Below are 17,252 nucleotides of genomic sequence, written 5' to 3'. Positions count from 1 at the left end.
ACTTTAGGCCCTTCCACTCACACAATCACACGCAGTGCACGGCGTACGCCTGTGAACGTCACGCTCGTTCGCAGCCCCAGGTGGTCACCGTCCATCTGGAAGGGAAGCGGGACCTTCGATTGCAAGGTGAAGTCCGTCAGATCGTGGAGGGTGGCCGCGTGCTTGCCGTGCGGGCCGCGCTCGGGGGTTGAAGTGAGCAGCTGAGTGGCGTATCGGGCCACGGCGGGAGTGGAGAGCTTGCTCAGCCCGAGCACATCGAGACCGGCGTCGAAGGAGGCCTGAGGGGACGCGTAGACCGGGCGATTACCCAGGTAGGTCCAGGGCGAGGTGTTGCACACTATGGCGAGTACGAGGTCGCTCAGCGGGTCCTCGCCCGGCTGCTCCAGGGTGATGGTGCCGTGCCGGCGGTTGGGCTCGTCGAGGAACTGGCGCAGCATCTGCCGTACGTAGAGCGCATGGGTCGAACGCTTGCCGCGTTCGCGTTCCCTTTCGACCCGGCCGATCACGCTGGCGTCGAAGCCGAGCCCCGCGCAGAACGTGAACCAGCGCGCCGGTGCCGCTTCGTCCTCGGTGCCTTCCGTGCCCGCGGCCAAGCCGAGCCCGACCGTGCGTTGACTGCCGCTGCGCAAGGCGTCGAGCAGGGCTCCGGTGGCCTCGACCGGGTCGTTCGGGAGGCCGAGTGCGCGGGCGAAGACATTCGTCGAGCCGCCCGGTACGACCGCGAGTCCGGGCAGGGCGTCGGGGCGCGGGCCGTGGTGGAGGAGGCCGTTCACCACTTCGTTGACCGTGCCGTCGCCGCCGAGGGCGACGACCAGTTCGATGTCCTTGCTCTCGGCGGCCTGCCGGCCCAGATCGCGGGCGTGGCCGCGGTACTCGGTGGTCACCGCCTCCAGCTTCATCTCACTGGCGAGGGCATGGATCAGAACGTCCCGCGTGCGGGCACTGGTGGTGGTTGCCGCCGGGTTGACCACGAGGAGTGCACGCATGCGAAGCAGGGTACCCACCGCTCTTTACCTGGCCCAGACCCAGGTGGCCACAGGGCTCCCGGGAGGGCGGGGCTACCCTGCTGGGGTGAGCAGTGCTGAGCAGAATCCAAGCCCCCAGGACCCGCGCCCCCCGCGGCTGACCGCCGCCGCGGCGCTCGCCGCGCTCGAAGGCCTCGCGCTCGTGGTCGCGGGCGGATATCTCGTCGTGAAGGGTGCGGCGGGCGGGGCGGACAACGTCCAGCAGGCGGTCACCGGCGGGATCACCATGATCGCGCTCGCGGTGCTTCCGCTGCTCGCCGCCCGTGGCCTCCTGAAGCTCCGCAGCTGGAGCCGGGGGCCCGCGATCATCACGCAGATCATGGCGCTTCCGGTGGCCTGGCAGCTGCTGCAGGCGGACAGCATGGCGATTCCGGCGGGTATCGCACTCGCCGTGGTGGCGGTGACGGCGCTGGTGCTTCTGGTGAATCCGGCCACGACCAAGGCTCTGGGTATCGGCCCGAGGTAGTCCTTCTGTCTACGTCCGTTCGTCTGCGTCTGTGCGTCTGCGTACGGTCGTCTACGTCCGTCTACCTCGGACGGTCCGTCCACCTCGGGGTTCACGCCGTCCGCCGGTGAGGCGGGACTACTCCTCCACGAGCAGCTTCTCCCGCAGTTGGGCGAGTGTGCGGGCCAGGAGGCGGGAGACATGCATCTGTGAGATGCCGACCTCCTGCGCGATCTGGGACTGCGTCATGTTCCCGAAGAAGCGGAGCAGCAGAATTCGCTTCTCCCGCGGAGGGAGATCTTCCAGGAGCGGCTTGAGGGACTCGCGGTACTCGACGCCCTCCAGGGCCTCGTCCTCCGCGCCCAGGGTGTCGGCCACCGCCGGGGACTCGTCGTCCGTGTCCGGGACGTCGAGGGAGAGCGTGGAATAGGCATTGGCCGATTCCAGCCCCTCCAGGACCTCTTCCTCGGAGATGCTCAGCTTCTCGGCGAGTTCATGCACCGTGGGGGAGCGGCCGTGCTGCTGCGAGAGCTCCGCCGTCGCCGTGGTCAGCGCCAGGCGCAGTTCCTGGAGCCGGCGCGGTACGCGGACCGCCCAGCCCTTGTCGCGGAAGTGCCGCTTGATCTCGCCGACGACGGTGGGTGTCGCGTAGGTGGAGAACTCGACGCCGCGCTCGGGGTCGAAGCGGTCCACGGACTTGATCAGTCCGATCGTCGCCACCTGCGTCAGGTCGTCGAGGGGCTCGCCGCGGTTGCGGAAGCGGCGGGCCAGATGCTCGACCAGGGGCAGATGCATACGGACGAGCTGATTGCGCAGCTCCGCGTACTCCGGGCTGCCGTCGGGCAGCTTGCGCAGCTCGAGGAACATCGCCCGCGCGCCGCTGCGGTCCTGCGGATCGTGGTGGTGCCCGTGCTCTGTCATGTGTCCCGCCCGTCGCCCGCCGCCGACCTGGCGCTCGCCCTTGTCATCGCGCTGTGCCTGCTCCGCAGTCCCCGGCTCCTCCGGGTGCGGCCGGGCCTGCTGTTCGGGGATGACGCGCCGGGTTCCCGGCCGTCCGCCCCTGCCGTCGGTGTTCTCGGCGGGCAGACCCCATGTGCTGCGCTCTTCGTCACGCACCGGCCCGTCCCCGTCCCTCACGCCGGCCCGGGTCCCGCGCCGCGCTGTTTGTACAGGCTGATCGAGACGGTCCTGTCGTCGGCGACCGTGGAGTCGACCTTGCCCGCGAGGGCCGAAAGGACAGTCCAGGCAAAGGTGTCCCGCTCGGGTGCCCGGCCGTCGGTCGTGGGGGCCGAGACCGTGACCTCGAGCGAGTCGTCGACGAGCCGGAAGACGCAGCTGAGTACGGAGCCGGGCACGGCCTGCTGCAGCAGGATCGCGCAGGCCTCGTCGACCGCGATACGGAGGTCTTCGATCTCGTCCAGGGTGAAGTCAAGGCGCGCCGCGAGACCGGCCGTGGCCGTACGCAGCACCGACAGGTAGGCACCCGCGGCCGGCAGCCGGACTTCCACGAAGTCCTGAGTCGCGGGCTCGCCTGCGATCTGGGACACCCTCACCTCCAAGGTGGTACAAGCACGTTCGGGGTTCCGGCCCGCCGCTCGGCGGCGGTCCGGCACAGCGTCGCACGGGAAACGCGCTGCGTGTTCAGCGGTGACGCTATCGCGCTCCCACGTTCCGTGTCCCGGCGGACCCCCGGCCCGTTTGTTCACTCATAGTAAGCCTACGGGTACGGACAGTGGCTAGGGGTTTCGCGGGCCCAATTGGAAACAGCGCGCGCCGGGTTGACGTACCCAGGCCCTACACGATCGAACCGTCCTCGAAGCACCACCGCCAGCTCTGGCCGGGCTCGAAGCTTCGCATCACGGGATGGCCCGTTTCCTTGAAGTGCTGTGAAGCGTGCTGGAACGGCGAGGAGTCGCAGCAGCCCACATGCCCGCAGGACAGGCACAGGCGCAGCTGCACGGGGTGGCTGCCGGCGGCCTCGCACTCCAGGCAGGTCTCACTCAGCGGCGCGGGCTCCGGGTGCGGCAAGAGGGAGACGTGAGAGCACTCGTTCATGATTGCCAGGTTACGACGCACCTTTCGATTGAGGGCGGTCTGAGCCGATGCAGGTATTGCCATTGCTCTTGTTGGTCGCGGGCAGCGCGGCGGTTGCGGGGATCGCACGCCGTACGCCGATCCCCGCGCCGCTGCTGCTCGTCGGCGCGGGCCTCCTGGTGTCGTACGTCCCGGGGGTGCCGCACTACGAGCTGGATCCGCACGTGGTGCTTCCACTGCTGCTGCCGCCGCTGCTGTACACCGCGGGCGTGGAGAGCTCGTATCTCGATCTGCGGGCCAACTGGCGTCCTGTGGCCCTGCTTTCGATCGGGTACGTGCTCTTCGCGACGCTGGTGGTCGGTTATGCGGTCTATCTGATCGTTCCCGATCTGCCGCTGACCGCGGCTCTGGTACTCGGTGCCGTGGTCGCGCCGCCGGACGCGGTGGCGGCGACGGCGATCGCGAGACGCGTCGGCCTGCCGTCGCGGATCACCACGATCCTGCAGGGCGAGTCCCTGGTGAACGACGCCACCGCGATCACCGCCTACAAGGTGGCGCTCGCGGCCGCGGTGGGCGAGGGCGCCAGCTGGGCGGGCGGAATCGGGGAGTTCGCGGTCGCGGCGCTCGGCGGCGTGGGGGTCGGCCTGGTGCTGATGGTGCCGCTGCACTGGCTGCGTACGCGACTCAAGGAGGCGCTGCTGCAGAACACGCTGTCGCTGCTGATCCCCTTCGTCGCCTACGCGGCGGCCGAGGAGGTGCACGCCTCCGGGGTGCTCGCGGTCGTCGTCGTCGCCCTCTATCTGGGCCACCGCTCCTGGCAGGTCGACTTCGCCACCCGGCTCCAGGAAGCGGCCGTCTGGCGGATGGTCGCCTTCATCCTGGAGTCCGCGGTCTTCGCCCTGATCGGACTCCAACTGCCCGTCGTGCTGCAGGGACTTGGGGAGTACGAGGGGCTCCGCGCCGCCTGGTACGCGGTGGCCGTCTTCCTCGTCGTCGTGGCGGCGCGCTTCGTGTGGGTCTATCCGGCGACGTTCCTGCCGCGCGTGCTGTTCCCGCGGATCAGGGAGCGCGAGACCAATCCGACGTGGACGGGGCCGCTGATCGTCGGCTGGGCGGGGATGCGCGGGGTCGTGTCGCTGGCGATCGCCTTCTCCATTCCGGTCGCCATGGACGACGGCGAGGCCTTTCCGGGGCGCAGCCTCGTGCTGTTCCTGACCTTCACGACGGTCATCGGGACGCTCGTGGTGCAGGGTCTGACGCTGCCCACCCTGATCCGGGTGCTGCCCATCGCCAGGCCCGATGTCCACGCGGACACGCTCGCCGAGGCGCAGGCGCAGAGCGAGGCCTCACAGGCGGCGGAGGCGCGCCTGGAGGAATTGCTCGCCGACGAGCGCAACGCCCTGCCGCAGGCCCTCGCCGACCGCCTGCGCACCGTCCTTGAGCGTCGCCGCAACGCTGTGTGGGAGCGGCTCGGCGCCGCCAACCCGGTCACCGGCGAGTCGGCCGACGACACCTACCGCAGGCTGTCGCGCGAGACCCTGGCCGCCGAGCGGGCGGTCTTCGTGGAGCTGCGCGACCGGCGGCGGATCGACGACGAGATGCTGCGGAACCTGCTGCGCCGCCTGGACCTGGAGGAAGCGGCGGCCTATCGGGAGGAGTCCGCCTGAGGTCCGGGCCAGGGGCGGCCCGTGATCACCGCGGTGACGCGGGTGCCCGCCGGGAAGGCGCCCTCTTGGGTGAGGGTGGTGAGGCCGTAGAGCAATTTGGCGACATAGAGACGTTCGGGCGCGAGGCCGTGGCGGTGCTCGAAGTCCTCGGCGAAGGCGTCCAGTCCAGGGGTCGTACGGGCGTAGCCACCGCAGTGGAAGCGGTCCTCCAGGTGCCAGCGGCCCGTACGGGAGCCGAACGCGCTCTCCTGGAGGCGCTCTATGTCGGCGGCCAGGAAGCCGCCCTTGAGGACCGGAACGCCGATGGCCCGCTGCGAGGGCGCCAGGCCCGCGGCGAGGCCGGCGAGGGTGCCGCCGGTGCCACAGGCCACGGCGGCGACGTCGGTCACCGCGCGCAGCTCCTCGCCGAGTGCGGTACAGCCTTGTACGGCAAGGGAGTTGCTGCCGCCTTCCGGCACCACGTGCACGTCCCCGGGGCCTGCCGCACCGGTGGCGGCCAGGAGCGCGGCGAGCACGTCCGGCTCGCTCTTGCGGCGGTACGTCGACCGGGCCACGAAGTGCAGCCGCATGCCGTCGGCGGCGCACTGGGCGAGCGAGGGGTTCAGCGGGCGGTGGGCGAGTTCGTCGCCGCGTACGACACCGATGGTCGGGAAGCCGAGGAGACGGCCCGCGGCCGCGGTGGCCCGCAGATGGTTGGAGTAGGCCCCGCCGAAGGTGAGCACGGGGCGGCCGGCCGCGGCCCGCAGATTGAGGGCGAGCTTGCGCCATTTGTTGCCCGCGAGCTCCGGGTGGATCAGGTCATCGCGTTTGAGGAGCAGGCGGACGCCGTGGCGGGTGAAGCGCTCGTCCTCGATCTCCTGCAGGGGGGACGGGAGTCTCGGCTGCAGGAGGGCGGGGTCGGGCGCTTTCACCCGATCATTGTCGCTCTTGGTGACCGCCGGCGGTGGTCGGCGGTCCGTGGTGACCGCAGTGACCGCCAGTGACCACCAGTGATCTTCGGTGGTCGTCGGTGGCCGTCGGGTCAGGGGCGGGTCACTTCAGGCGGTCGCCGATGCGCTTGCGCATGGCGTCCATGGTGAAACCGCGCGGGTCGGGCTTGCCCGGCTGCCACTCCAGATGACCGATGACCGAGCGCTCCGTCCAGCCGTGGTGGCGGCAGACCGCGGCGGCGGCCTTCTCGATGGCCTCCAGCTGGGCCTCGGGCCAGGGGTCCTCGCCGTCGCCCATGTTCTCGCACTCGAAGCCGTAGAAGTGGCGATTGCCGTCGGTGTTCGCCTCGTTGTCCGAGGGGAGGCGCTTTTCGGCGATGACGGCGCGCAGGACGTCGTCGTCGCCGAGGCCGGCGTGGTTGGCGCGGCCGTTGCCCACCAGGTGGACCCGGCCGTCCTTGGTGATGACTCCGTGGCACAGCGGGCCGGGCAGCGAGGCGTGGCCGTCGTAGCAGATACGCACGGTCGCCGCGCTGCCCGAGGTCACGGTGTGGTGGATCATCACGCCGTGCACCTGGCCCCAGGGGCCTTTGTGGTTGCGGTTGTGATTCCGCCAGTCGCGTACTTCGACGACCGTCAGGCCTTCGTCCTTCAGGGCGTCGAGGAAGGTTCCCGCAGACATGGGCTTGGCCATGACTCCTCCGTCACGGGATGCGGCGGCGGCCGATTGCGCACCGCCTCTTAGTGCCGCTTGTACCGGAATGCCGGGGCGGTAGCCAGCAGTTGGACCGCGTTCGACGGGGCGTGCGAGCCGATCCGGCCGCTGTGGCCGGTTCAGGTGCTGTGGCCGGTTCGGGTGGGGGTCAGCCGCGGAGGATGCCGTCGCCGTTCGCCGCGATGTGGGCTTCCACGGCCTGGAGGGCCTGCTGGGTGGCGCGGGGGTCGCCGGTGCCCTGCCGCTCGGCGTAGTACGCGGCGCCCAGCTTCTTGAGGAGGTCTCCTCCCGCGCGCTGCGTCTGCACCTCGTCGATCTTCTGCTTGCCCTGTGTGAGGCCGCGCTGTGCCTGCTCCTTCGCGCGATCCAGGAAGCCTGCCATGGCTTGTCTCCCGTCGTGGTGCGGATGTGCGGTCGGTTGCGGAGTGTGAACGGATGGTCGGATCTTGGAGTTCCCGAAGGGGGAGGGCCGGGAGTTCCCGCGGTGAGGGGCCGGGGAAAGCGCGCGGCCCGCGGGCGGAGCGAAAACGGATTGAGGGAATCCGTTGTTCTGCCCATGCCCGCGGTGACCCATTCCCGCTCGTTTGTGTGATGGCGCCACAACTCCTCGTGCTGGAAGGGTTGTTGATCGCGCCGGTGCACGCCGGGCGCGCGTCGACATGCTGCACAGCAGGTCAAGGCAGATGGAGAGGGCACATACATGTCGGTAGGCGAAGAGATCCGCACGGAGCAGGGCAGGCCTCAGCAGAGTCTTGCCACCGGTGCCGCGCGGAATCTGGCCACCACCACCAAGTCCACCCCGCAGATGCAGGAGATCAGCTCGCGCTGGCTCCTGCGCCAGTTGCCCTGGGTCCAGGTGCAGGGTGGCACGTACCGCGTGAACCGCAGGCTGAGCTACTCGGTCGGCGACGGCCGCGTCACCTTTGTGAAGACCGGTGACCGGGTGCAGGTGATCCCCGCCGAACTCGGCGAGCTGCCCGCGCTGCGCACGTACGAGGACCTGGAAGTGCTCGGCGAGCTCGCGAGCCGCTGCGAGCAGCGGGAGTTCGCACCGGGAGAGGCGCTCGCCTCCTTCGGCAGCCGGGTGGACGGGGTCTTTCTGCTCGCCCACGGCCGCGCCGAGAAGCTCGGCACCGGCCCCTACGGCGACGATTCGGTGCTCGGGGTGCTTGCCGACGGCGCGTACTTCGGCGACGCCTGCATCGTCGACTCCGAGGCGATCTGGGAGTACACCGCACGGGCCGTGACGACCTGCACGGTCCTGGTGCTGCCTCGCCAGGCCATCGACCAGGTGGCGGAGCGTTCGGAGACGCTGCGCGGACACCTCGGGCAGGTGCGGTCCATTCCGCACCAGCGCACCAACAAATACGGCGAGAAGGAGATCGACCTCTCCGCCGGCCACGTCGGCGAGCCGGAGATCCCCGGCACGTTCGTGGACTACGAGGCCTCGCCCCGTGAGTACGAACTGAGCGTCGCGCAGACCGTGTTGCGTATCCACACGCGCGTGGCGGACCTCTACAACCAGCCGATGAACCAGACCGAACAGCAGCTGCGGCTCACCGTGGAGGCGCTGAAGGAGCGCCAGGAGCACGAGCTCATCAACAACCGCGAGTTCGGCCTGCTCAACAACTGCGAGTACGAGCAGCGCATCCAGCCGCACGACGGCGCGCCCAGCCCCGACGACATGGATGAGCTGCTCAGCCGCAGGCGTGGCTCCAAGCTGTTCCTCGCCCACCCGCGCGCCATCGCCGCGTTCGGCCGAGAGTGCAACAAGCGGGGTCTCTACCCCGACAGCGTGGACGTGGACGGCCACCGCCTTCCGGCCTGGCGCGGTGTGCCGATCTTCCCGTGCAACAAGATCCCGATCAGTGACGAGCGGACGACCTCGATCATCTGCATGCGTACCGGCGAGGACGACTCGGGCGTCGTCGGACTGCGCCAGTCCGGAATCCCCGACGAGATCGAGCCCAGCCTGTCGGTGCGCTTCATGGGCATCAACGAGCAGGCGATCATCTCCTATCTGGTGACGGCCTATTACTCGGCGGCGGTGCTCGTGCCCGACGCGCTCGGCGTTCTGGAGAACGTCGAGATCGGCCGCTGGAGGTGAGCGAGGGGCTGCTCGCGGCGCACACCGCAGAGGGGCAGGAGGCCGTCGCCCTGCTCGACCGCACACGGCAGGCCGTCGAACCCGAGCTGCGCAGGGCCGTCGCCTCGCTGCCCGGGTCGATGCGCCGGATCGCGAGCTACCACCTCGGGTGGGAGCACGCGGACGGCGGCCCCGCGGCCGGACAGGGCGGCAAGGCGATCCGCCCGGGGCTCGTGCTCGCCGCGGCACGCGCCCTGGGCGGGCAGCCCGCGACGGCCGTGAAGGCGGCAGCCGCAGTGGAGCTGATCCATAATTTCACGCTCCTGCACGACGACGTCATCGACCGCGACCGCACCCGCAGACACCGTCCCACCGCCTGGACCGTCTTCGGGGACGCGGACGCGATCCTGGCCGGTGACGCCATGCAGGCGCTCGCCCTGCGGGTGCTCGCCGACGATCCGCACCCGGCGGCACCGGCGGCGGCGGCGCGGCTCGCGGCCTGTGTGGTGGAGCTCTGCGAGGGCCAGCACACGGACACGGCTCTGGAGGAGCGCGGCTGCGACGAAGTGAACCTGGAGGAGTGCCTCGCGATGGCCGAGGCCAAGACGGGGGCGCTGCTCGGCTGCGCGTGCGCGCTGGGCGCGCTGTACGCGGGGGCGGACCGCGACGAAGTGGAGGCGATGGACGCCTTCGGCCGCGAGGCCGGGCTCGCCTTCCAGCTGATCGACGACGTGATCGGCATCTGGGGCGATCCGGGCCGTACCGGCAAGCCCGCCGGTGCCGATCTGCTCGCTCGCAAGAAGTCCCTGCCCGTGGTGGCCGCGCTCACCTCGGGTACCGCAGCGGGGTCGGAACTGGCCGCCCTCTACGCGGACTTGCAGGCCGACGACGTCGAGCGAGCCGCCGAAGCGGTGGACCGCGCGGGCGGCCGGGACTGGGCACAGGCCCATGCGGCCGACCGGATGGCCCGCGCGGTGCAGCAGCTGTCCCGCGCGGTGCCGGATCCGGAGCAGGCGGGCGGGCTCCTCGCGCTCGCGGAGTTCGTGACGCGGCGTACGTACTGAACCCCGGGGCGCCCGGGTGCGGAAGGCAGGTGGCCCGACTGGGACGAGGAGATGTCCGACCGGGATGAGGAGATGTCCGACCGGGATGAGGGGACGCCCGACCGGGATGAGGGGACGCCCGACCGGGATGAGGGGACGCCCGACCGGGATGAGGAGACGCCCGACCGGGATGAGGAGACGCCCGATTGGGATGAGGGGACGCCCGATTGGGCGCGGAGATGCCCGACTTGAGGAAGAAATGATGACGGGGAAGTGATCATGGCGCGCCCACGGGCGGCCCCATAGAGGGGTTTTCCGGTCCTCGGCCACTAGAACAGCGACGTTTCTAGCCCTTGGAAGGAATACGTCATGTTCACCCCCCGCTTCACCTCCCGCAAGACCCTGGGAACCGTCGCATCGGCGGCCCTGGTCGTCCTCGCCGCCCCCGCTGTGGCCCACGCGGATGGGCCCGAGAAGCTGGCCAACCTCTGGGTCCCCTCGAAGGTGGATGCCAACAACCCGCTGCCCGAGGACGTCGCCGCGGGCCTCGACGAGGCCGTCGGCGAGCTCGTCAACAAGGTGCGCACCGAGCGCAAGGACCGCGTCGACGCCTCGGTCGGCGACGAGCAGGGCCACTGACCACGGACTTCGCGCCGTCCGGCCCCGTACACCGGTGTGATCACGCCAGTGTGCGGGGCCGTCGGCTGTCCGAGGCGAAGCTCGTCTAGGCTGCAACGGCCGGGTACACAGGGGCGGTTGGTGTGGGGAGAGGAGCCGGGGATGGGCGTGACGATCCGCACGGCGGAGGAGAGCGATCGCGCGCATCTGGAGCGGCTGTTCGACGACGCCTTCCAGCATGACCCGGTGAGCAGCTGGGTCTTCCCCGACGAGGCGCACCGGCGCAAGGTGCACGGCTTGTTCATGGGCGTCTTCCTCGACGTCGCTCTGAGCGAGGGCCGGGTCGACATCGCGGACGACGGCACGGCGGCCGCGCTCTGGCTGCATGTGCCCGCGGGCGAGCCCGAGGAGGAGGACGACACTCCGACCCGTATGCGGGAGACGGCCGACCCGGACAACGAACGGGCCGAACTGGTCGGCCGGCTGACCGGCGCCGTGCATCCGCACGACAGGGCGCACGAGTATCTGCTGCTGGTCGCGGTGGTGCCGGGGCGGCAGGGCGAAGGGCTCGGCACCGCGCTGATCGACTCGGTGCTCGAGCGCTGCGACCGCGACGGCGTACCGGCGTACCTGGAGGCGAGCAGCACCCGCAGCCGTGGCCTCTACGAGCGGCTGGGCTTCGCCTTCACCGGTACGGCGGTCCAACTGCCCGACGGGCCGCAGATGTTCCCCATGTGGCGCGAGCCGCGGCAGAGGTAGCCGAAGCCCCTGCAGAGGTAGCCGACCTAAGCCGCGGTGGAGGCAGCCGGCGGCCGCCCGCCATCGCGGCGGAGGGCTCAGGCGTCGGGCACGATCCGGGTGACGACCGTGTCCACCAAGTCGTCCACCGCGCGGTCGGAGAGCAGGTCCGGGAGCGTGAAGTGCTCCAGGAGCAGGCCCGTCATGGCGAGGAACAGCGCCAGGAACGTGTCGGTGTCACCGGGGAAACCCGACTCCTTATAGAGCTGGACGTTCGACTCGAAGTCGGCGCGCACCGCGTGGTTGAGCTCTGCCTGCAGCGCGGGGCGGCGGGTGCCCTCCAGGCGCAGCTCCAGCATGGCCAGATAGCCGGTGCGGTTCTCCGTCATACGGCGCACCAGCCAGCGCATCAGCTCGGTGAGCAGCTCGCGGCTGGGCTCCGGGCTCATGGCCTGCCGGGCTTCGTCCGGGTCGGGCGTCATACGGACATGGATCCGGGTGCCGGCCTGTGTGAACAGATCGTCCCTGCTGGCGAAGTAGTTGGACGCGGTGCCGACCGGAACGCCGGCCTCCTGGTCGACGGCGCGGAAGGTCAGGCCGCGGGCGCCCTCCCGGGCCAGCACCTCGATGGCCGCGTCCACCAGGGCAGTTCTGCGTTCGGGGTTTCTGGCCATGGGACTTCTCCTTCGGCTCCTTCGGCGGCGGACAGAAAGGGGCTTGCGTAACCACTACACATGGAGCACTATACATGGAGTGGTTCGGTGCCGGGAGGTGCCGGCCGCGACCTGTCGGCTCCTGCCCGCAGGGGCCTGTTCACCTACTAAAGGGGATTGCTTTGCGAAAGCTCTCGTACTTGGTCGCCACCTCGATCGACGGCTTCATCGGCGACCCCACCGGAGAGGCCGAGTTCTTCGCCCAGTACGGCAAGGAGGACTACTGGGAGTACTACTGGGCGGAGCTGCCCGAGACCCTGCCCACCGCCGCGCGCCGCCACTTCGGCATCGACGACCGGCCCAACCGGCGCTTCGACACCACGATCATGGGGCGCGCCACCTACGAGGTCGGGCTGCCGCTGGGGTTCACGAGCCCGTACGGACATCTGCGCCAGTACGTCGTGTCGACCACGCTCGACAAGGCGCCCGACCCTGCTGTCGAGGTCATCTCCGAGGATCCTGTCGGCCGGGTCCGGGAGCTCAAGCGGGAGGACGGGCTCGACATCTGGCTGTGCGGCGGTGCCCGGCTCGCCGGTGAACTGGTCGAGGAGATGGACGAGTTGGTCATCAAGACCTATCCGTGCTTCCTCGGCTCCGGGATGCCCCTCGCCGAAGCGGGTTTCGCCATCCGTGACTTCACGCTCGACTCCGTGAAGTCCTTCGGCGGCGGCGTCGTCCTCACCACGTACAGCAGGAAGCGGTAGTTCCGTCGGCAGGAAGCCGTAGCCCGGCGTAAATCCCTGGTCCGCCGGGTGAAACGGGAATAACCTGGACGTATGGCCAAGGACACAGGCCGTGCCGAGCCGCGGCAAGCCGGGCATGTCTGTCCCGTCTGCAAGCAGCCCGTCGAGACGGTCATCAAGCGCCGCAAAGTTCTCGGGGCCTATGTCCCGACCTGGGGCCCCGGGCCCTGCCGTCATGCCGACTGTTCCGCGCGGGTCGATGAGGACACCGCGAAGGGCGAGTGGAAGCCGACCCGCAGCGCTCGTCTGAACAAGCTGAGCCAGGGCTAGCCGCCCGCTGTCAGGGCGGGCCGGGCGCGAAGGGATGGACGGCCAGGTGTGAAGGGGGACGGGCGAGCGTGAAGGGTGGACGCGCATGAAGTACCTGGTGATGGTGCAGGGCTCACAGGCGGACTACGAAGCGATGAGCGGCAAGGCGAGCGCGCACTCCCCGGCCTGGGGCGAGAAGGACGTGCAGGCGATGTTCGCCTTCATGGCGTCGCTCAACGACGAACTCGCCGAGTCCGGTGAGTTCGTGGACGGCAACGGCCTGGCGGAGCCCGCGCGGACCCGGCACGTCAGCCGGGACGAGAACGGCCGCGCGGTCGTCATCGACGGCCCCCATGGCGAAACCGACCAACTGCTCGCCGGCTACTGGGTCCTCGACTGCGCGAGCCTGGAGCGGGTCACCGAGATCGCCCTGCGCATCGCGGAGTGCCCGCAGCCGGAAGGCGCACCCGAGTACCCCATCGTCATCCGGCCCATCCAGGAAGCCGCGGGGGACAGCGCGTGACCCGTACCGACGGGACCGGGACCGGGGCCCGGACCGGGGCCGCCGCTTTGGTGTCGTAGCAGCCTCTCAGGGCGTCCGCGTCGCGATGCCCCGGCGCCGGGCCAGACGGAGGACGAGAAGGGCGTACAGCGGCGCGAAGAGCAGCTCCAGGGCGAAGGCCTGCCAGGCCGCGTCGGCGGCCGTGCTGGTGTCGCCGAGTTCGCCGGTGCCGGCGAGCAGGGTGAAGGCGAGCGCGTTGTTCACCACGTGCGGGGCGATCGTCGCTTCGAGGCCGCCCGTCCTGATCGTCAGCCAGGCCCACCAGGCGGCGGAGTAGAACAGCAGGAAGAAGCCGGACAGTTCACCGAAGCCGTGCGCCAGGGCGAAGAGCAGCGAGCTGATGACGATGCCCGGCCAGGGCGTGTTCCAGTGCGCCCCGAAGATCTGCTGGAACCAGCCGCGGAAGGCGTACTCCTCGGCCGCCGCCTGGAACGGAATCAGTGCCCACAGGACGGCCACGCTCACCAGGAAGGTGCCCAGGCCGGGGAAGCCCACCGACCCCGTGCCGCCGCCGTCGCCCCCGCCGCCGTCCGTGCCGTCCGTCACCGTGACCCACAGGATGAGCAGGCCGTTCTGCACCAGCATCACCGGCACCGCGATGCCGGTGCAGATCGCGAGCCAGCGCCAACGCAGCCGCCCGGTCACCGAGGAGAGGGTGCCCGCGGGACGCAGTTCCACCCGGCGGGCGGCGATCATCACTGCCGGGATGAGTACGGCCAGGGAGACCAGGCCGAGCGCCTGCTCGGCGAGCGGCGCCTCGAAGATCTCGTCGTTGCGGGGGCGCACGGCCCGGCCGCCGAAGAGATCGGCGAAGGCGTCGGCGGCGACGTACAGCGAGAGAAAACCGACGAAGGCCGCGACGACGGCCACCAGGGTGCCGAGCACCTCGCGCCACCAGCGCTGCAGTCCGTTCCTGGCCTGCTGGTGATACGGCGTTCCCGACGGGGCGGCCACGGGGCCGACGGCCCGTGGCGCGGGGGCGCCCGTCCGGTGCGGCGGCCCCGCGGCCGCCCGGTCCGCGGCGCTCCAGCCGGCCCAGTCACCCTGTCCCCTGTTCACGCCCCCAGTCAGCCATGTCCACGGGGCATACGCATCCCCACTGGTGGCGGGCGGCGTCTAGCGTTGCGGTGTGACCGAACTCCTGCACATCACCGAGCGCGCCCTGTGGGACGCGGCGCGCGCTTCCGGGACGTATGAAATCTCCACCCGTGGGCGCACATTGGAGGAGGTGGGCTTCATCCACTGCTCGCTGCGGCACCAACTCGCGGGCGTGGCAGCCATGTTGTACGGCGGCCGCACGGGGCCCGACGACCTCGTGGTCCTCGTCGTCGACGACGAGCGGCTCGATGTGCCGGTGCGCTACGAGGCCCCCGCGCCCGGCGCCGATGAGTTCCCGCACATCTACGGGGCGCTGCCGGTGGCTGCCGTGGTCCGCGTGGAGGACTGGCCCTGACCGGCACGCGCGCGTGCGGCGGCCAGGGCCTCCCGCAGTGAGCGGCCCAGGCGCGTCACGAAGGCCTCGCGGCCCTCTGCGGGCAGCAGGTCGAGGGAGAGATACGGATTGAGGTCCTCCAGCTCCACGAGGAGGAGCTCGCCGTCCGGGGTGCGGCAGGCGTCGACCCGCTGGATGCCGTGCGCGATGCCGTTCCAGTCGATGAAGCGGCGGGCGAACTCCAGATCCGCGCCGGTGGGCCGGTACGGCACCAGGGCCCAGCGGGCGTCCACGTCGGGGGCGTGCAGGGCGTACTGGAAGTCGTGGTCGATGAAGTAGAACGACACCTCGTAGCGGAAGCGGATCCGCGGCTGCACGAGGAGGCCGCTGTCGAAGGGCTGCTCGTCGAGGCCCGTGCGGGGCAGGAACCGCAGGCCTATGGAGTCGGCGCCGAGCTTGGGTTTGACGGCGTACTCGGGCACGTCGGGCAGCCGGTCCAGGTTCTCGCGCCGGTCCACGGTCGGGATCACCGGGAGGCCCGCGGCGGTCAGGTCGACGAGGTACTGCTTGCCCGCCATGTCGGCGCGGCCGGTCAGTTCGTTGTAGACCGGCGTTCCGGTGGCGGCCGCGCGGGCGCGGAAGTCGTCGTACTCCGCCTGGTAGTTGAGGACGGGCCCGCTGTTGCGTATGACGGCGAGGTCGAAGGAGCCGATCAGGGCGGCCGCGTCCAGGGGGTGGCACAGGGCGATGTCGAACTCGGCGCGCAGCCGTGAGGTCAGGAATATGTCCTCGTCGCAGTAGCGCCGCCCGCGCGCCTCGTAGGCGAGGTCGGTGACATAGAGGACGCGGGGGCGGGCGTCGGGGGTCATACGTCTCCTGACGTGGTGGCGGAGGCTGCGGGCAGCGGGGATTCCTGCGCTGTCGGCGCGGCGGACGGAACACGGTACCCGCGGCGCAACCTGCTCAGCCCCCATGCCGCCGCGCCGAGCACCGCGGGCAGCAGCAGGAACGGCCCGCAGAAGCACAGCACCACCGCGACCAGGGCGGCGCCGACGGCGGCGCCCGCGCGCAGGGGCCCGCGGCGGGGCAGCAGCACGGTCGCGGCGAGCAGCCCGGCCAGGGTGACGGCGGCCAGACAGGCAGAGGTCGCCCGCATCAGGGTGGCGAGGTCGACGGCGCCCGCGGCCGCGAGGGCGGTGACGGCCGTGGAGACGGCGGCGAGGAGAGTGAGGCTGCGCCGGGGCGCGGCCGCCGCCTGGTCGCCGCCCGCCCGGTCACTGCCCGCCCGGTCGACCGTCAGACGCCGCGGCATGTCCCCGTCCCGGCCGAGCGCCGCGCCGAGCCGTGCGCCGCCCGCCAGATAGGCATTGACGGCGCCGAAGGTGAGCAGCAGTGCCGCGGCGGCGGCCACCGGGTGCGCGGCGGGCCCGATGCCCCGTTCGAGGAGCAGGGTGAGCGGCGTCGTCGTGTCGCCCGCCGCGGCCCCGAGCACCCCGATGGTGACCACGGCGAGCCCCGCGTACAGGACGGCGACGACGATCCAGGCGCGCAGCGTGGCCCGCGGCAGGTCGCGGCGCGGAGCCGTGAACTCCGCCGACAGATGGCTGACCGCCTCCCACCCGGCGAACGCGAAGAACAGCACGCTTGCCGCACCCCCGACCGACGCCCAGCCGTGCGGCAGGAATGGCGTGAAATGTTCGGTCTCCACGTGGGCGCCGGCGACGGCCACGGCGACGCACAGGAGCAGCGCGAGGAGCCCGAGCAGAAGCAGTTGGAGCCCTCCGGACAGGCGCAGGCCCGCGAGGTTCGCGGTGTACGCGCCGGCCAGGACGACGAGTGCGATCACGGGAACGGCGGCGCGGCCGAGGCCGAGGGCGGAGGCGACGTACTCGCCGCCGATCAGCGCGGCCGCCGGTACACCGAGGGGCACCGCCCAGTAGAACCACCAGCCCACCGGGGCGGCCGTCCGGGCCCCGAAGGCCTTGCGCACGAAGGTGGCGACACCGCCGCCGTCCGGGTGCCGGGCACCGAGTGCCGCGAAGGCCAGGGCGATGGGCAGGCTCGCGGCGATCAGGACGGACCAGGCGAGGAGTGAGGCGGGGCCCGCGACCGCGGCGGCCGCCGACGCGAGGCTCAGCGCTCCTGGCCCGAGCACCGCACCGACACAGAGCGCGGCCCCCGCCCCCACGCCGAGACCGCCGCCCTTGACCGTCGTACGCCCCATCTTCCCTGTCTCCGTTCGAAGTTCGGCAA

At 70.8% G+C, this 17,252-nt stretch carries 21 protein-coding genes; 10 read left to right on the top strand and 11 right to left on the bottom strand.

Annotated features, from left to right (window positions below):
- Positions 1-17: 17 nt before the first annotated feature.
- A complete protein-coding gene (locus ACFQVC_RS11850) occupies positions 18-986 on the bottom strand; it encodes a diacylglycerol/lipid kinase family protein (protein ID WP_381829847.1) in 969 nt (322 codons plus the stop codon).
- An 85-nt stretch (positions 987-1,071) separates the two neighbouring features.
- Here ACFQVC_RS11850 and ACFQVC_RS11845 point away from each other — a divergent pair, with 85 nt between their 5' ends.
- Positions 1,072-1,491, top strand: coding sequence for a hypothetical protein (locus tag ACFQVC_RS11845; RefSeq protein ID WP_381829845.1), 420 nt, complete (start codon positions 1,072-1,074; stop codon positions 1,489-1,491).
- A gap of 117 nt (positions 1,492-1,608) precedes the next feature.
- Here the strand turns inward: ACFQVC_RS11845 and ACFQVC_RS11840 are convergent, their stop codons facing one another.
- The 3 genes from ACFQVC_RS11840 to ACFQVC_RS11830 all read right to left on the bottom strand — a co-directional run bounded on the left by ACFQVC_RS11840 (position 1,609) and on the right by ACFQVC_RS11830 (position 3,525).
- Positions 1,609-2,607 (bottom strand): RNA polymerase sigma factor SigF, encoded by a 999-nt coding sequence (locus tag ACFQVC_RS11840; RefSeq protein ID WP_381829843.1) that lies wholly within the window; start codon positions 2,605-2,607, stop codon positions 1,609-1,611.
- Positions 2,604-3,017, bottom strand: coding sequence for an ATP-binding protein (locus tag ACFQVC_RS11835; RefSeq protein ID WP_355835710.1), 414 nt, complete (start codon positions 3,015-3,017; stop codon positions 2,604-2,606). Before ACFQVC_RS11835 ends, ACFQVC_RS11840 begins: the two co-directional genes overlap by 4 nt.
- 247 nt (positions 3,018-3,264) lie before the next feature.
- On the bottom strand, positions 3,265-3,525 hold the full coding sequence (locus ACFQVC_RS11830; protein ID WP_381829841.1) for a UBP-type zinc finger domain-containing protein: 261 nt from the start codon (positions 3,523-3,525) through the stop codon (positions 3,265-3,267).
- A gap of 47 nt (positions 3,526-3,572) precedes the next feature.
- Between ACFQVC_RS11830 and ACFQVC_RS11825 the strand changes: the two genes are divergently transcribed.
- Positions 3,573-5,171 carry a Na+/H+ antiporter gene (locus ACFQVC_RS11825; protein ID WP_381829839.1) on the top strand — a complete coding sequence of 533 codons (1,599 nt, stop codon included), beginning with the start codon at positions 3,573-3,575 and terminating at the stop codon, positions 5,169-5,171.
- Here ACFQVC_RS11825 and ACFQVC_RS11820 read toward each other — a convergent pair.
- The 3 genes from ACFQVC_RS11820 to ACFQVC_RS11810 all read right to left on the bottom strand — a co-directional run bounded on the left by ACFQVC_RS11820 (position 5,150) and on the right by ACFQVC_RS11810 (position 7,197).
- Positions 5,150-6,082: a 1-aminocyclopropane-1-carboxylate deaminase/D-cysteine desulfhydrase gene (locus ACFQVC_RS11820; RefSeq protein WP_381829837.1), complete on the bottom strand. Its 933-nt coding sequence runs from the start codon at positions 6,080-6,082 to the stop codon at positions 5,150-5,152. The genes ACFQVC_RS11825 and ACFQVC_RS11820 overlap by 22 nt on opposite strands.
- 121 nt (positions 6,083-6,203) lie before the next feature.
- Complete coding sequence (locus ACFQVC_RS11815; RefSeq protein ID WP_381829835.1) at positions 6,204-6,794, bottom strand: N-acetylmuramoyl-L-alanine amidase; 591 nt, start codon at positions 6,792-6,794, stop codon at positions 6,204-6,206.
- 169 nt (positions 6,795-6,963) lie between these two features.
- Positions 6,964-7,197: a hypothetical protein gene (locus ACFQVC_RS11810; RefSeq protein ID WP_381829833.1), complete on the bottom strand. Its 234-nt coding sequence runs from the start codon at positions 7,195-7,197 to the stop codon at positions 6,964-6,966.
- Positions 7,198-7,515: 318 nt separating this feature from the next.
- Between ACFQVC_RS11810 and ACFQVC_RS11805 the strand changes: the two genes are divergently transcribed.
- The 4 genes from ACFQVC_RS11805 to ACFQVC_RS11790 all read left to right on the top strand — a co-directional run bounded on the left by ACFQVC_RS11805 (position 7,516) and on the right by ACFQVC_RS11790 (position 11,321).
- Entirely contained in the window at positions 7,516-8,922 is a 1,407-nt protein-coding gene (locus ACFQVC_RS11805) for a family 2B encapsulin nanocompartment shell protein (protein WP_381829831.1), read from the top strand.
- Positions 8,919-9,965, top strand: a complete 1,047-nt coding sequence (locus tag ACFQVC_RS11800) for a family 2 encapsulin nanocompartment cargo protein polyprenyl transferase (protein ID WP_381829829.1) — start codon at positions 8,919-8,921, stop codon at positions 9,963-9,965. Before ACFQVC_RS11805 ends, ACFQVC_RS11800 begins: the two co-directional genes overlap by 4 nt.
- Positions 9,966-10,313: 348 nt before the next feature.
- Positions 10,314-10,583, top strand: coding sequence for a hypothetical protein (locus ACFQVC_RS11795; protein WP_381829827.1), 270 nt, complete (start codon positions 10,314-10,316; stop codon positions 10,581-10,583).
- A 141-nt stretch (positions 10,584-10,724) separates the two neighbouring features.
- Positions 10,725-11,321, top strand: coding sequence for a GNAT family N-acetyltransferase (locus ACFQVC_RS11790; protein WP_381829825.1), 597 nt, complete (start codon positions 10,725-10,727; stop codon positions 11,319-11,321).
- 77 nt (positions 11,322-11,398) lie between these two features.
- Here ACFQVC_RS11790 and ACFQVC_RS11785 read toward each other — a convergent pair whose 3' ends face one another.
- Positions 11,399-11,974: a TetR/AcrR family transcriptional regulator gene (locus ACFQVC_RS11785; RefSeq protein WP_381829823.1), complete on the bottom strand. Its 576-nt coding sequence runs from the start codon at positions 11,972-11,974 to the stop codon at positions 11,399-11,401.
- Positions 11,975-12,135: 161 nt separating this feature from the next.
- Between ACFQVC_RS11785 and ACFQVC_RS11780 the strand changes: the two genes are divergently transcribed.
- The 3 genes from ACFQVC_RS11780 to ACFQVC_RS11770 all read left to right on the top strand — a co-directional run bounded on the left by ACFQVC_RS11780 (position 12,136) and on the right by ACFQVC_RS11770 (position 13,528).
- Positions 12,136-12,717 carry a dihydrofolate reductase family protein gene (locus ACFQVC_RS11780; RefSeq protein ID WP_381829821.1) on the top strand — a complete coding sequence of 194 codons (582 nt, stop codon included), beginning with the start codon at positions 12,136-12,138 and terminating at the stop codon, positions 12,715-12,717.
- A gap of 72 nt (positions 12,718-12,789) precedes the next feature.
- Positions 12,790-13,026, top strand: a complete 237-nt coding sequence (locus ACFQVC_RS11775) for a hypothetical protein (RefSeq protein WP_381829819.1) — start codon at positions 12,790-12,792, stop codon at positions 13,024-13,026.
- Positions 13,027-13,111: 85 nt separating this feature from the next.
- Positions 13,112-13,528 (top strand): YciI family protein, encoded by a 417-nt coding sequence (locus tag ACFQVC_RS11770; RefSeq protein WP_381829817.1) that lies wholly within the window; start codon positions 13,112-13,114, stop codon positions 13,526-13,528.
- Positions 13,529-13,594: 66 nt separating this feature from the next.
- On the opposite strand, the gene ACFQVC_RS11765 is transcribed toward ACFQVC_RS11770, so the two are convergent.
- Complete coding sequence (locus ACFQVC_RS11765) at positions 13,595-14,626, bottom strand: CPBP family intramembrane glutamic endopeptidase (protein WP_381829815.1); 1,032 nt, start codon at positions 14,624-14,626, stop codon at positions 13,595-13,597.
- A 70-nt stretch (positions 14,627-14,696) separates the two neighbouring features.
- On the opposite strand from ACFQVC_RS11765, the gene ACFQVC_RS11760 reads away from it, so the two are divergent.
- Positions 14,697-15,020: a DUF952 domain-containing protein gene (locus ACFQVC_RS11760; RefSeq protein ID WP_381829813.1), complete on the top strand. Its 324-nt coding sequence runs from the start codon at positions 14,697-14,699 to the stop codon at positions 15,018-15,020.
- Here ACFQVC_RS11760 and ACFQVC_RS11755 read toward each other — a convergent pair.
- Both ACFQVC_RS11755 and ACFQVC_RS11750 read right to left on the bottom strand, forming a co-directional pair.
- Complete coding sequence (locus tag ACFQVC_RS11755; protein ID WP_381829811.1) at positions 14,969-15,868, bottom strand: ATP-grasp domain-containing protein; 900 nt, start codon at positions 15,866-15,868, stop codon at positions 14,969-14,971. The two genes, ACFQVC_RS11760 and ACFQVC_RS11755, sit on opposite strands and share 52 nt — an antisense overlap.
- Positions 15,865-17,223 (bottom strand): APC family permease, encoded by a 1,359-nt coding sequence (locus tag ACFQVC_RS11750; RefSeq protein ID WP_381829809.1) that lies wholly within the window; start codon positions 17,221-17,223, stop codon positions 15,865-15,867. The genes ACFQVC_RS11755 and ACFQVC_RS11750 overlap by 4 nt, the downstream gene beginning before the upstream one ends.
- Positions 17,224-17,252 lie beyond the last annotated feature (29 nt).

This window comes from Streptomyces monticola, from assembly GCF_042665355.1.
GTDB classification, from domain to species: Bacteria; Actinomycetota; Actinomycetes; order Streptomycetales; family Streptomycetaceae; genus Streptomyces; species Streptomyces monticola.
Note: the sequence above shows the minus strand (reverse complement) of the source record. Positions and strands in the feature narration are given on the sequence as shown.

Coding starts and splice junctions, on each gene's coding strand:
- ACFQVC_RS11850 (WP_381829847.1), bottom strand. CDS start 986: ATGCGTGCACTCCTCGTGGTCAACCCGGCGGCAACCACCACCAGTGCC.
- ACFQVC_RS11830 (WP_381829841.1), bottom strand. CDS start 3,525: ATGAACGAGTGCTCTCACGTCTCCCTCTTGCCGCACCCGGAGCCCGCG.
- ACFQVC_RS11825 (WP_381829839.1), top strand. CDS start 3,573: ATGCAGGTATTGCCATTGCTCTTGTTGGTCGCGGGCAGCGCGGCGGTT.
- ACFQVC_RS11815 (WP_381829835.1), bottom strand. CDS start 6,794: ATGGCCAAGCCCATGTCTGCGGGAACCTTCCTCGACGCCCTGAAGGAC.
- ACFQVC_RS11810 (WP_381829833.1), bottom strand. CDS start 7,197: ATGGCAGGCTTCCTGGATCGCGCGAAGGAGCAGGCACAGCGCGGCCTC.
- ACFQVC_RS11805 (WP_381829831.1), top strand. CDS start 7,516: ATGTCGGTAGGCGAAGAGATCCGCACGGAGCAGGGCAGGCCTCAGCAG.
- ACFQVC_RS11795 (WP_381829827.1), top strand. CDS start 10,314: ATGTTCACCCCCCGCTTCACCTCCCGCAAGACCCTGGGAACCGTCGCA.
- ACFQVC_RS11790 (WP_381829825.1), top strand. CDS start 10,725: ATGGGCGTGACGATCCGCACGGCGGAGGAGAGCGATCGCGCGCATCTG.
- ACFQVC_RS11785 (WP_381829823.1), bottom strand. CDS start 11,974: ATGGCCAGAAACCCCGAACGCAGAACTGCCCTGGTGGACGCGGCCATC.
- ACFQVC_RS11775 (WP_381829819.1), top strand. CDS start 12,790: ATGGCCAAGGACACAGGCCGTGCCGAGCCGCGGCAAGCCGGGCATGTC.
- ACFQVC_RS11770 (WP_381829817.1), top strand. CDS start 13,112: ATGAAGTACCTGGTGATGGTGCAGGGCTCACAGGCGGACTACGAAGCG.
- ACFQVC_RS11755 (WP_381829811.1), bottom strand. CDS start 15,868: ATGACCCCCGACGCCCGCCCCCGCGTCCTCTATGTCACCGACCTCGCC.
- ACFQVC_RS11750 (WP_381829809.1), bottom strand. CDS start 17,223: ATGGGGCGTACGACGGTCAAGGGCGGCGGTCTCGGCGTGGGGGCGGGG.